Source organism: Micromonospora sp. CA-248212, assembly GCF_050948405.1.
Classification (GTDB): domain Bacteria; phylum Actinomycetota; class Actinomycetes; order Mycobacteriales; family Micromonosporaceae; genus Micromonospora.
This window is the reverse complement of sequence record NZ_CP192023.1, coordinates 1109843-1122234: the sequence shown is the minus strand read 5'-3', so window position 1 is coordinate 1122234 and position 12392 is coordinate 1109843. Positions and strand designations below refer to the sequence as shown.

Below are 12392 nucleotides of genomic sequence, written 5' to 3'. Positions count from 1 at the left end.
GCCCGCATGGTCATCTCGCGGGGTCCCCACCGGGGCCGGGTCAGTTCAGCGCCACGTCCGGCGGAAAGTGGGCGACGGCGGCCATCATCCCGCCCTGCCGGCGCAGCACCATCGGCCACAGGTCGTCGGGGCGGTCGACGAAGGCGTCGCCGGGCAGGGCGTCCAGCACGAACCAGGACCCGTCGGCGATCTCCTGCTCCAACTGGCCGCTGCCCCAGCCGGAGTAGCCGGCGAACACCCGGATGCCTCCGATGCTCTCGCGCAGCTTCTCCGGGTCGACGGAGAGGTCGATCGTGCCGACCGCCCCGGACACCTGGTGGAAGCCCTTGAGTCGCCGTAGCGGTTGCCGCATCCGGGCCAGGCAGATCGCCGAGTCGGGTTGCACCGGGCCACCCTCGAAGAGCACCGCCGGGTGGCGAGCCAGGTCGCTCCAGTCGCCCAGCACCTCGGCCACCGGCACCTCGGTCGCCCGGTTCAGGACGACGCCGAGCGCGCCGCCCGGCTCGTGGGCGACCAGCAGCACCACCGTACGGTCGAAGTTCGGGTCCTTGAGCGCCGGAGTCGCGACCAGCAGCCGCCCGGTCATCAACTCCATCGCTCGTCCGCCGATCGCCTGGCCCTCTCCCTGCATCCCACCTACCCGTCAGCCGTGAGCCCGCACCCGGGATCCGTCATCCGCCGCCTCCGCACGGTGCATCGGTATCAGCCGCGCTGTCAACGCCATGCCTGGCACCATAGCCTGCGTCCCGGGCGCTGGCTAAGGTCTGAGCGGCGGGTGATCGGACAGTTGCGACGGAGGTTCTATGGCACCGACGGCGGACCTCGCGGTGATCGGCGGCTCGGGGCTGTACGCGCTCCTCGACGGCACCCCCCATGAGCTGGGCACCCCTTACGGCCCACCGTCGGACGCGGTGACCATCGCGGAGGTGGCCGGGCGACGGGTCGCGTTCCTGCCCCGGCACGGTTCCGACCACCGGTTCCCACCGCACCGAATCCCGTACCGGGCCAACCTGTGGGCGCTGCGCTCGCTCGGCGTACGACAGGTGTTGGCGCCGTGCGCGGTCGGCGGGCTACGCCCGGAGCTGGGCCCGGGCACGTTCGTGGTGCCGGACCAACTCGTCGACCGCACCAGCGGACGGGTGCAGACCTACTACGACGAGGGCGCGGTGCACGTGCCGTTCGCCGACCCGTACTGCCCGAAGGGCCGGCACGCCCTGCTCACGGCGGCGGCCGGGCGGGACGTCACGGCGGTGGACGGCGGGACCGTGGTGGTGGTCGAGGGCCCCCGGTTCTCCACCCGTGCCGAGTCCCGCTGGTACGCGTCGATCGGCGGCACTGTCGTCAACATGACTGGCCACCCGGAGGCGGTGCTCGCCCGGGAGATGGCGCTCTGTTACTCCTCCATCGCGCTGATCACCGACCTGGACGCCGGGGTGCAGGCGGGCGAGACGGTGACCCAGGAGGAGGTGTTCCGGGTGTTCGCGGCCAACACCGACCGGCTGCGGGACGTGCTGCTGGACGCGTTGGCCGCGCTCCCCGCCGAGCAGGACTGCGCGTGTGGTCGGGCGTTGGACGGCATCAAACTGCCCTTCACGCTCCCCTGAGCGCTCCCGGACGACCTCCCCGGACGCCGGAAAAGCCCGAAAGGTCTGTCACATCCCGATAGATTCGGCTGATCGGGAGGGCGGCCCACGGTCGCCCCTGCGCGCGAGCGGAGGCAGGCGACGATGGCAACGGTCCGGGACGCGACGTACGACGTGCTCCGCACCCTGGGCATGACCACCGTCTTCGGCAACCCCGGCTCCACCGAGGAGCCGTTCCTGCAGGACTTCCCGGCCGACTTCCACTACGTCCACGCGCTGCACGAGGCCACGGCCGTGGCGATGGCCGACGGGTACGCCCAGGCCGCCGGCCGGCCCGCGCACGTCAACCTGCACACCGCGCCGGGCATGGGCAACGGGATGGGCAACCTGGTGACCGCCTGGCACAACAAGACGCCACTGATCGTCACCGCCGGTCAACAGACCCGGGAGATGCTGCTGCTGGAGCCCCGGCTGACCAACCGACGGGCCGTCGAGCTGCCCGAGCCGTACGTCAAGTGGAGCTACGAGCCGGTCCGCGCGCAGGACATCCCGGCGGCGCTGCTGCGGGCGTACGCGACCGCCGTACAGCCCCCGGTCGGTCCGGTCTTCCTCTCCCTGCCGATGGACGACTGGGCCAAGCCCGCCGAGACGCCGCCCGCGGCGCGCTCGGTGGCGACCCGCTTCGGGCCGGACCCGCAGCGGTTGGAGATGTTCGCCCGGGTGCTGGCCGACAGCCGCGACCCGGTCCTGGTGTTCGGCCCCGGCGTGGACCGCTCCGGCAGTTGGCCGGCGGCCGTCGCGCTGGCCGAGCGACTTGCCGCACCGGTCTGGTCGGCACCGGCACCGGAGCGGGGCGTCTTCCCGGAGGACCACCCACAGTTCCGGGGCGTCCTGCCGTTCGCCATCGGGCCGCTCGCCGAGGCGCTGCACGGGCACGACACCGTCCTGGTCGTCGGCGCCCCGGTGTTCCGCTACTACCCGCACGTGCCGGGCAACCACCTGCCGGAGGGCGCCCGGCTGCTGCACGTCACGGACGACCCGGACGAGGCCGCCCGAGCCCCGGTCGGGGACAGCCTGCTCAGCGACCCCGGACTGGCCCTCACCGCCCTGCTCGACCTGGTGCCGGCCGCCGGCCGGCAGCCGCCGGCACCCCGGTCCGTCCCGCCGCCGCCGGCGGTCACCGTGCCGCTGAGCGCCGACGCGATGTTCGCCGCGCTGGCCGCGCACTGGCCGGCCGACGGCGTGCTGGTCCAGGAGTCACCGTCCAACCTGGCCGCGCTGCGCCGCAACCTGCGCATCACCCGACCGGCGTCGTACTTCACGATGGCCAGCGGCGGCCTCGGCTACGGCCTGCCGGCCGCGATCGGGGTGGCCCTGGCCGAACGGGACACCGGGCGCGGCCGGCCGGTGGTCGCGGTGATCGGCGACGGCTCGTTCCACTACTCCGTACAGGCGCTCTGGACCGCCGCGCGCCTGTCCCTGCCCGTCGTGGTCGTCGTGCCGATCAATCAGCAGTACGCGATCCTCAAGGCGTTCGCCGAGCTGAAGGACACACCGGGGGTGCCCGGGCTGGACCTGCCGGGCTTGGACGTCACGGCCATCGCGGCCGGCTACGGCTGCGCCACCGAGGTGGTGCGAACCCCCGACGAGTTCGGCGCGGCCCTCGCGGCCGGGCTGCGCGCCGGGGGTCCCACCGTACTGCCGGTGCCGATCAGCACCGACGTGCCCACGATCCTCTGACCGGCGTACGGGGCGTCGTCACCGCGGGGCGATCGACAGCGGAGCGCCGTTGACGACATCCAGCACGGGCCGTGCCCCCAGCGGCGCGTCCAGGGTGACGGTGACCGGCTGCAGCTTGAGCATGGCGTTGCAGACGCCGGTGGAGCGGGTGACCGTGCCGCCGACCACCACCACGTCCGGCCGTTCCGACACCAGCGGGCTGATGCCCGTGTCACAGGAGCCGACGCCCAGGCGGACGGTCAGTCGTGCGCCGTCCACCGCCACGAGGTCCTGTGCGGCGACCACGCCGTCCGGTGGCGGCTGCGTCGGTGGGGACACCGAGGGGACCGGTGTGACCGCCGTCGGCGCGACGGCGAGCTGGGCCACCGGGGTGGCCAACTCCTCCACCGTGAACAGCCACGCCGGGACCTGCGCCTCGCCCCGACTCGTACGGACGGGCACGGTGCCGAGGGTCACCCCGGTGACGGTCAGCGGGAGGCAGGCCGTCTGCGTCGTGCTGGTGGCCCAACCGTCCGGCCCGGGCTCGACCGTGGGACCGCCGGGGGTCGGTAGTCCGGGCCGCTTCGGCCGACCCGGGCAGGGCAGCGGGTCGCCCTGGGCGAGCTGCCGGTACGCCTCGGCGGCGCTGATGAGCGGCAGGGTCAACCGGCCGTCCGGAAAACGGATCTCGCCACTGACACCGGTCGACGGGATGGCGACCTGCGCGCGGTACCAGCCGGATCGGAAGGCCGTCTCGGTGTCCGGGGTGAAACGCGGATCGCCGGTGAGCACGGTCGGGGCCTGGAGAGGGACGTACCCGTCAATCCAACCGGGACCGGGCCGCCAGGCCGCAGCGACCGCGGCGGCCCGGTCGTCGAACGCACGGTGGGTCGACGCGGTGGGGCCGACGGCGGAATCGGCGGCGGGGCCGAGGCCGGGCGTGGCGCAGGCCACCATGGACAGCAGGGGCAGAACGAGCAGCAGGACCGGTCGACGCATGCCGGGTTCGACGGTGCCGCCGCGGCGTCGGTTCCGGCGTCGGCTCAGGTCTCGCCACCCAGATCCGTCTGGTACGCCTGCCACAGCAGGTTCGCGCCACGACGCCGGTGCCGGGCGAGCACCCCCAGCAGGTGACCCGTGAAGTGGCGTAGCTCGTCGGGGCTGGCCTCGGGCCGTTCCGCGACCCGCTGCACGGCCAGGATCGCGGCGACGATCGCGGCGTGCTCCCGGGTCAGCAGCCGGATGCCGTGGTCGAGGCGGGGCGAGTGGGTGAGCAGTTCCCGATAGAGGCCGGCCGACCCCTCGGTGACCCGCACGTGCTCGGCGAAGTCCCGCCGGACCGGACGCAGGCGCAGCAGCACGGTATCGCGCCAACGAGGTTCGGTCGTTACGACGGCGACGGCCCGGGTCAGGGCGTGCAGGTCGGCGGCGAGCCCGGCGGAAATCGGCCCGGCGGCGAGGTCGGACGGATGCGGACGGGTCGCGCCCGACGGCTGCTGGACTCCACCGGTGACCATGGCACCTCCCGCGCCGCTACCCCGTACCGTGATGGTGAACCCGCCCGTTCGCCCTGTCCAGGGTCCTTCTGGTGCTCATCCACCTCATCAGTCACAAGGCCCACTCGTGGCCCAGGGGTCGCGGATGTCGCAGCGCCGGCACCGGTCGCGGCAGCTCAGGCGTCCGCCAGTCGGCACAGTTGGGCGGCGACGGCGCGAGCGTCGGGTGCAGCCTCGGGCCCACCCGCGACGAACGCGTCGGCCAGCGCGCGCAGCTCGGGCGGCGGCAGGACCGGCAGACCCATGCCCCGAAGCGGGATCGTAGCCCGCTGCCCGCTGACCCGATCGGTGACGACGATGGCCGAAGGACCACCACGGCCCTCCGGGTCGCGGTACGGCCCGGGGTCGACGCGTACGTTGGCGAGATCGACGGTTCGGCTGCGCAGCGCACCTCGCACGTGCACCCGGCTCCCGTCCAACCACGCGGCCGTCCGCAGCACCCGCAGCACCAGGTAGACACCGAGCAGGACGAACGGGAGCCCACACAGCCCGAGGAACAGCCCCCGCCCCGACCCGCCTCCGGATTCCCGCAGCGCGGGCGGCAGCATGCCGGGCGGCAGATCGCGGGCCTCCTCGTAGGTGGCGAACCCGTCCCCGGGGCCGGTGAGGCGACGCAGCAGCCCGCCGGCGATCACCGGCCCCAGCACGAATGCCACCCCGACCGCCGCGACGAGCACCCCCGTCACCACCGCGAGCGTGCGTTGACCGGCTGACGCGCCGACCGACAGACGCAGTCCCTGGTTCGCCACAGCCGCAGCGTAGGCGGCGAAGCCCCACTCGTCACATACGACGATGCGCCCCGGCCGGTGGGCCGGGGCGCATCGTTTCGAGGTGGTGGAGGTGCCGGGAATCGAACCCGGGTCCTTCGCCGGTTTGTCAGGGCTTCTCCGAGCGCAGCTCGCTGTGCCTCTACTCGGCCCCACCGCTCACGCGAGCAAGTTGGTGTGACGGGCCCAGTCGCTGATTGATCTCGCCGCACGGACCCCGCGACCGGGTCCGATTGGCCAGCCTTCTAGCTGATGCCGGCTACTGGGACGAAGGCGTTCCCAGGCCGACAGACTTAGCTACTCGCCTCAGGCGGCGAGAGCGAAGTCAGCGCGAGTGTTCTTGGCGCTTATAAGTTTCCGACGACCGATTCTCGAGACGACGTCGGCTTCCTCGGCTCGCTTCCCCTGTCGCTGCGTACGAAGTCGAAACCAGTCACCCCCTCGACAGGCCACCGATGTGGTGGCACTGACAAGCCTAACGCCTGCCGCAACCGCTTTCATCCCGAGCCCCGGGGCGGCACGCCGACCCGGACAAACAGGATGAACTAGTCGTCCATTCCCTTGCCGCGTCGACCGGACACCCGGGCGATCTCCCGGTCCGCGTCCCGCTTGGCGAGGTCCTGCCGCTTGTCGTACGACTTCTTGCCCTTGGCCAGGGCGATCTCCACCTTGGCCCAACCGTCGGAGAAGTAGACCTGCAACGGGACGATGGTCAGACCGCCCTCCCGGGTCTTGCCGACCAGCTTGTCGATCTCGCCACGGTTGAGCAGCAGCTTGCGGGTACGCCGTGGCTCGTGGTTGGTCCAGGTGCCCTGGGTGTACTCCGGGATGTGCATCGCGTGCAGGTACAGCTCGCCGTCGCGCTCCTGGGCGAACGCGTCGACCAGCGACGCCCGCCCGGCCCGCAGCGACTTGACCTCGGTGCCGGTCAACGCCATGCCCGCCTCGTACGTGTCGAGGATCGCGTAGTCGTGGCGCGCCTTCTTGTTGGAGGCGACCACCTTGCGCCCCTTCTCCCGTGGCATCGGCGCCACCCCCTTCCCTGGTTCGTCCGACCGCGGGTCACCCCGGCCGGACAACCGATCATGCTACCGGAGTAACAAGGACCCTCCCGCGCCGTTTATTTCCGGCCGCGGGAGGGTCCTTGTCAGACGACGAACTCGACTAGGTCCTGTTTCATAAGGGCGGTCGAGCCGAGGCGGAGTCCGGGCGGCGATCCGGCAAGGCGCGGTGGTGTCCGGATACCGGTGTTGTATCCGGACACCACCGCAACGCCGCCGGTCGTCGTCCGGGCCCGCCGCAGGCCGACCAGTTCTTGTGAAACAGGACCTAGACCCGCAGGTAGAAGCGCAGGGTGATCCAGGCGGTGGCGGCGCTGACCAGGCCACCGACGAAGGCCATCAGCGGGAAGATGACCAGGATGTCGCCCCAGCTGATCGGCGACAGCAGACCCTGCAACGCCTTGAGTGACCCGTCGAAGAGCAGATATTTCGCTGCCACCAGGGCCACCAGACCGAGCAGTGCGCCGATCAGACCGGCTACCACGGCCTCCAGCACGAACGGCGCCTGGATGAACCAGTTGGACGCGCCGACCAGCTTCATGACCGCCACCTCGCGCCGCTTGCTGTACGCGGCGACCTGGATGGTGTTGGCCACCAGGAGCAGCGCGGCGATCGCCATCACGACCGCGGCGGCCAGGGCGATGTTCTGGATCGCGGTGAGCACGTCGAAGATCTTGTCCAGGAGCCGGCTCTGGTCGACGATCTCGTCGACGCCCTCGGTCTCCTTGTACTGGTCGTAGATGTTCTTGTACTGCTCCGGGTTCTTCAGCTTGAGCCGGAACGACTCCGGAAGCTGATCCGGCTTGACCGCGTTCACCAGGTCCGGCGCGTCCTGGTACATCTCCTGGAACTTCTTGTACGCCTCGTCCTTGTTGACGTAGATGACGTCCTTGACCAGGGGGTCGTTCTTCAGCTTGTCGTTCAGGTCGGTGCGCTGCTGCTCGCTCACCTCCTGGGTCAGGAAGATCGAGACCTCGATGTTCTTGTAGTAGAGGTCCTTCATGTCGTCAACCTGGCGGTACATCAGACCGCTGGCACCGAGCATGGTCAGCGAGACCGCCATCGTGATGATCATCGCGACGGTCATGGTCACGTTGCGCCACAGTCCGACCAGTACCTCGGACAGGACGTATTTCACGCGCATCGGGATTTCCTCCGGGTCTCCGGCATGAGGTGTTCGTCGTCAGGCTGCGAAAGGGGTGAAGCGCCGGCTCACCCGTAGACGCCGCGGGCCTGGTCACGCACGATGCGGCCGCTCTCGATCTCGATGACGCGGCGGCGCATCTGGTTCACGATGTTGGAGTCGTGCGTGACCATCACGACGGTCGTGCCGGTGCGGTTGATCCGGTCCAGCAGACGCATGATCTCGATCGAGGTGTCCGGGTCCAGGTTTCCCGTCGGCTCGTCCGCCAGCAGGATCAGCGGACGGTTCACGAACGCCCGGGCGACGGCGACCCGCTGCTGCTCACCACCGGAGAGCTCGTGCGGATAGCGATGCTCCTTGCCACCGAGCCCGACCAGCTCCAGCACCTCCGGCACGACCCGGCGGGCGACCGCCTTGGTCTTGCCGATCACCTCGAGAGCGAACGCCACGTTCTCGTAGGCGGTGCGGTTCGGCAGCAGCCGGAAGTCCTGGAAGACGCAGCCGATCGAACGCCGGAAGTGGGGTCGCTTCCAGGAGCGCATCGACGTGACGTCCTTGCTGTTGACGATGACGCGTCCCTTGTTGGGGGTCACCTCGTGCAGCAGCATCTTGATGATGGTGGACTTGCCGGAGCCGGATGGACCGATGAAGAAGACGAACTCGCCCTTCTCGATCGAGACGGACACGTTGTCGAGCGAAGGCCGGGACGCCTTCGGGTACGTCTTCGTCACTTGCTCAAGCTGAATCACGGGTGGTGAGTCTACGCGGTGTAACAACTGAGCCAAGCCCCACGCCCCGCAGTTGGGGCGCGCGTCGTCGAATCAGGCTCTCACCTGGAGATCGATGACGCGCTCCGCCCACGCATCGTTACGCACTGTCGCTGGCGAGCTGCCGCTGCTTACGCCAACGGATACCGGCCTCGATGAAACCGTCCAGCTCGCCATCGAAGACGGCGCTCGGATTGCCGGTCTCCTGCTCGGTTCGGAGATCCTTCACCATCTGATACGGGTGCAGGACGTACGAGCGCATCTGGTCGCCCCACGAGCCGGCGGCGTTCTCCTTGAGGCCCTCCAGCTTGGCCTGTTCCTCCTGGCGCTTGCGCTCCAGCAGCCGTGCCTGGAGGACCCGCAGCGCGGAGGCCTTGTTCTGCAGCTGGGACTTCTCGTTCTGGCAGGTCACCACGATGCCGGTGGGGATGTGGGTGAGTCGGACCGCCGAGTCGGTGGTGTTGACGCTCTGCCCACCGGGGCCCGAGGAGCGGTAGACGTCGGTCCGGACCTCGTTCTCCGGGATGTCGATGTGGTCGGTCTGCTCGGTGACCGGCAGCACCTCGACGCCCGCGAAGCTGGTCTGCCGGCGGCCCTGGTTGTCGAACGGGCTGATCCGGACCAGCCGGTGGGTGCCCGACTCGACGCTGAGCGTGCCGTAGGCGTAGGGCACCTTGACGGCGAAGGTGGCCGACTTCAGGCCCGCCTCCTCGGCGTACGAGGTCTCGTAGACCTCCGTCGGGTAGCCGTGCCGCTCGGCCCAGCGCAGGTACATCCGCAGCAGCATCTCGGCGAAGTCCGCCGCGTCCACACCGCCCGCGCCGGCCCGGATGGCCACCAGCGCCTCCCGGGAGTCGTACTCGCCGGAGAGCAGGGTGCGGACCTCCATCTCCTGGATGGATTTGGTCAGCCCGGTGATCTCCGCCTCGACCTCGGTCAGCACACCGGGGTCGGACTCGGCCTCGGCCAACTCCAGCAGCACCCGGGCGTCGTCGAGCTGGGAGCGCAGACTGCCCAGCTTGCTGATCTCGCCGTTGACGTACGACAGCTGCGAGGTCACCTGCTGAGCCTTGGCCTGGTCGTCCCACAGGTCGGGGGCGGACGCCTCCTGCTCCAGGCGGGCCTTGTCCTCGTGCAGCCGGTCCAGATTGAGGACGGCCTCGATGTTGCGCAGGGTCGCGTCGAGTTCCTTGAGCTGTTCGGCGTAATCGGCAGCGGTCACGACAGACAAGCGTACTGCGCGGACGAGGAGTGAGCTTGCGAGCCCCGCAGGTCCGCGCCAAATAAACTCCGCGTTCCGGAAGCCGCGGCCCGTTCGGTGTCCGTGAAACCGCCGACGGTCACCCGGCGGGGGCGGACTTCAGCCAGGACAGGGCCGCCCGGTGGTAGGCGACGGCGAACTCCAGCGCGCTGGCGTCGTACGTCTCGCCGTCCCGTTTGGCGTTCTTGACCTGCTCCCGGACCTGGGCGAGGGCCTCGGTGTGGTATTCGTTGGCCGAGGCGTACAGGCTCTTGAGCTGGCTGGACGAGTGGAGGTTGCCGAAGGCCATCCGGAGCGCGATCGGGTTGCGGATGGTGTCCCGCCCCGGGTTCTCCGCCAGCCAACGGGAGAACGTCCGTTTCCCGCTGGCGGTGAGCGCGTACGGCTGGCTCATTCGGGGGCCCGGCTTGCCGAGCCGTACGTAGCCCCGCTCGGCCAGGACCGGCAACTCGCGGTAGACCTGACTACGGGTCATCGACCAGTAGGGCGCCAGCCGGCGCTCTGCGGCGGCCATCAACTGGCCGCCTGTCATGGGACCCTCGTGGAGCAGCCCGAGAAGGGCCGCCGCCGTGGGGTTGACTCCGGATTCCGCCATGCCCGTTACGCTGCCACTTTGCGCTGCCGGCGTCCAGGATTTGGCGGTTTGCCACCCAAGAAGGACTTCCTAAGTGCACTGTCGGCGACAGACTGTCCGTAGAGGACTATCGATGGACCACCGGTGAAAGGAAGGGCCCCTTGTTATGCACCAGGCGTTAACAAGGGGCCCTTCCTTTCAGCCCATGTGGGGGTACGTGTGGTCGGTCGGCGGCACGAAGGTCTCCTTGATCGTGCGCGGCGACACCCAGCGCACCAGGTTGAGCCAGGAGCCCGCCTTGTCGTTGGTACCGCTGGCACGGGCCCCACCGAAGGGCTGCTGCCCGACGACCGCGCCGGTCGGCTTGTCGTTGATGTAGAAGTTGCCGGCCGCGTACCGCATGCGCTCGCCGACCGCGTCGACGACCCGGCGGTCGGTGGCGAACACCGACCCGGTCAGCGCGTACGGGGCGATCGACTCGGCCTGCGCGACCACCTCGTCGAAGCGGGCGTCGTCGAACACGTGGACGCCGAGGATCGGCCCGAAGTACTCGGTGGTGAACGTCTCGTGCGCGGCGTCGGAGCACTCGAAGAGCGTCGGCCGGACGAAGTAGCCGACCGAGTCGTCCGCCGTGCCACCGGCCAGCACCCGGCAGCTGTCGTCACCGTTGATCAGCTCCAGCGCCGCAGTGTGCCGGGCGAACGCCTTGTCGTCGATCACCGCGCCACCGAAGTTGCCGAAGTCGGCCACGTCGCCGTAGGTCAGCGAGTCGGCGGTCGCGGCCAGACGGTCACGCAGGCCACCTTCCCAGATCGAGCGCGGCACGTACGCCCGCGAGGCGGCCGAGCACTTCTGACCCTGGTACTCGTACGCGCCGCGGATCAGCGCGGTGTGCAGGGCGTCCACGTCGGCGCTGGTGTGCGCGACCACGAAGTCCTTGCCGCCGGTCTCGCCGACCAACCGCGGGTAGCCCCGGTAGCGCGCGATGTTGTCGCCGACGGTCTTCCACAGGTGCTGGAACACCTTCGTCGAACCGGTGAAGTGGATACCGGCCAGGTCCGGGTCGGCGAGCACGACATCGGACACCTCCTCGCCCCGGCCGGTCACCATGTTGATCACGCCGGGCGGCAGGCCGGCGGCCTCGAAGAGCCGCATGGTGAAGTGCGCGGCGAACTGCTGGGTCGGGCCCGGCTTCCAGATCACGGTGTTACCCAGCAGCGCCGGCGCGGAAGGCAGGTTGCCGGCGATGGCGGTGAAGTTGAACGGGGTGACCGCGTAGACGAAGCCCTCCAGGGGCCGGTGGTCGAAGCGGTTCCACACGCCGGGCGACGACGCCGGCTGCTCCTCGAGCAGACGCCGTGCGAAGTGCACGTTGAAGCGCAGGAAGTCGATGAACTCGCAGGCCGAGTCGATCTCCGCCTGGATCGCGGTCTTCGACTGGCCGAGCATGGTGGCGGCGTTGAGGGTGTCCCGCCACGGGCCGGCGAGCAGTTCGGCGGCGCGCAGGAAGATCGCGGCGCGCTCCTCGAACGGCAGCGCCCGCCACATCGGCGCGGCGTCCTTGGCCGCCTTGATCGCGGCTCGGGCGTCGTCGTGCGAGGCGTGCGCGGTCACGCCCAGCACGTGCGCGTGCTTGTGCGGCTGCACCACGTTGATCGGGTCGCCCGCCGCCATCCGCTGCTGCCCGCCGATGGTCATCGGCAGGTCGATGCGCTCGGCGGCCAGCTCGGTCAGCCGCCGCCGCAGCCGCTCCCGGTCTGCGCTGCCCGGCTCGTAGTTGCGGACCGGCTCGTTGCGCGGCTCGGGAACGGAGAACACGGCATCCATCAAGGCTCCTGGCGATCTCGACAGCGGTGGCGAAACCGGACCCGCGGGCACCGACCGGATAGTCGGACACCGGACGCCGCGCGGGGTAGCCGAGCAGCGGCGGGACCTCCCGCGATTGTTTCACGCGTCGGTG

General features: G+C 70.1%; 12 protein-coding genes and 1 other RNA gene. 2 read left to right on the top strand and 11 right to left on the bottom strand.

Annotation, left to right across the window (positions count from 1 at the left end; genetic code table 11):
- Nucleotides 1-40: 40 nt before the first annotated feature.
- Complete coding sequence (locus tag ACQP03_RS05280) at nucleotides 41-631, bottom strand: YqgE/AlgH family protein (protein ID WP_357127995.1); 591 nt, start codon at nucleotides 629-631, stop codon at nucleotides 41-43.
- A gap of 172 nt (nucleotides 632-803) precedes the next feature.
- Between ACQP03_RS05280 and ACQP03_RS05275 the strand changes: the two genes are divergently transcribed.
- Together ACQP03_RS05275 and mdlC are read left to right on the top strand one after the other, a co-directional pair.
- The gene (locus ACQP03_RS05275; protein ID WP_357127998.1) at nucleotides 804-1604 is read left to right on the top strand and encodes an S-methyl-5'-thioadenosine phosphorylase; all 801 of its coding nucleotides are present in this window, start codon (nucleotides 804-806) and stop codon (nucleotides 1602-1604) included.
- Nucleotides 1605-1727: 123 nt separating this feature from the next.
- Nucleotides 1728-3323, top strand: a complete 1596-nt coding sequence (gene mdlC / locus ACQP03_RS05270) for a benzoylformate decarboxylase (protein WP_357396069.1) — start codon at nucleotides 1728-1730, stop codon at nucleotides 3321-3323.
- An 18-nt stretch (nucleotides 3324-3341) separates the two neighbouring features.
- Here the strand turns inward: mdlC and ACQP03_RS05265 are convergent, their stop codons facing one another.
- The 10 genes from ACQP03_RS05265 to pruA form a co-directional block, all read right to left on the bottom strand.
- A complete protein-coding gene (locus ACQP03_RS05265; protein WP_357128004.1) occupies nucleotides 3342-4301 on the bottom strand; it encodes a hypothetical protein in 960 nt (319 codons plus the stop codon).
- A 44-nt stretch (nucleotides 4302-4345) separates the two neighbouring features.
- Nucleotides 4346-4819: a hypothetical protein gene (locus tag ACQP03_RS05260; RefSeq protein ID WP_357172821.1), complete on the bottom strand. Its 474-nt coding sequence runs from the start codon at nucleotides 4817-4819 to the stop codon at nucleotides 4346-4348.
- A 155-nt stretch (nucleotides 4820-4974) separates the two neighbouring features.
- Nucleotides 4975-5607, bottom strand: coding sequence for a hypothetical protein (locus tag ACQP03_RS05255; protein WP_357172819.1), 633 nt, complete (start codon nucleotides 5605-5607; stop codon nucleotides 4975-4977).
- Nucleotides 5608-5690: 83 nt separating this feature from the next.
- Nucleotides 5691-6066: a transfer-messenger RNA gene (gene ssrA, locus ACQP03_RS05250) on the bottom strand.
- A gap of 104 nt (nucleotides 6067-6170) precedes the next feature.
- On the bottom strand, nucleotides 6171-6650 hold the full coding sequence (smpB, locus tag ACQP03_RS05245) for an SsrA-binding protein SmpB (RefSeq protein WP_124775313.1): 480 nt from the start codon (nucleotides 6648-6650) through the stop codon (nucleotides 6171-6173).
- A 304-nt stretch (nucleotides 6651-6954) separates the two neighbouring features.
- On the bottom strand, nucleotides 6955-7830 hold the full coding sequence (ftsX, locus tag ACQP03_RS05240) for a permease-like cell division protein FtsX (protein ID WP_355052001.1): 876 nt from the start codon (nucleotides 7828-7830) through the stop codon (nucleotides 6955-6957).
- 68 nt (nucleotides 7831-7898) lie between these two features.
- A complete protein-coding gene (ftsE, locus tag ACQP03_RS05235) occupies nucleotides 7899-8579 on the bottom strand; it encodes a cell division ATP-binding protein FtsE (protein WP_007455859.1) in 681 nt (226 codons plus the stop codon).
- A 118-nt stretch (nucleotides 8580-8697) separates the two neighbouring features.
- Nucleotides 8698-9819: a peptide chain release factor 2 gene (gene prfB, locus ACQP03_RS05230; protein WP_357134759.1), complete on the bottom strand. Its 1122-nt coding sequence runs from the start codon at nucleotides 9817-9819 to the stop codon at nucleotides 8698-8700.
- Between the two features lie 118 nt (nucleotides 9820-9937).
- Nucleotides 9938-10453, bottom strand: coding sequence for a PadR family transcriptional regulator (locus tag ACQP03_RS05225; protein ID WP_266249116.1), 516 nt, complete (start codon nucleotides 10451-10453; stop codon nucleotides 9938-9940).
- 177 nt (nucleotides 10454-10630) lie between these two features.
- Nucleotides 10631-12259, bottom strand: coding sequence for an L-glutamate gamma-semialdehyde dehydrogenase (pruA, locus tag ACQP03_RS05220; RefSeq protein WP_357134758.1), 1629 nt, complete (start codon nucleotides 12257-12259; stop codon nucleotides 10631-10633).
- Nucleotides 12260-12392: the final 133 nt, after the last annotated feature.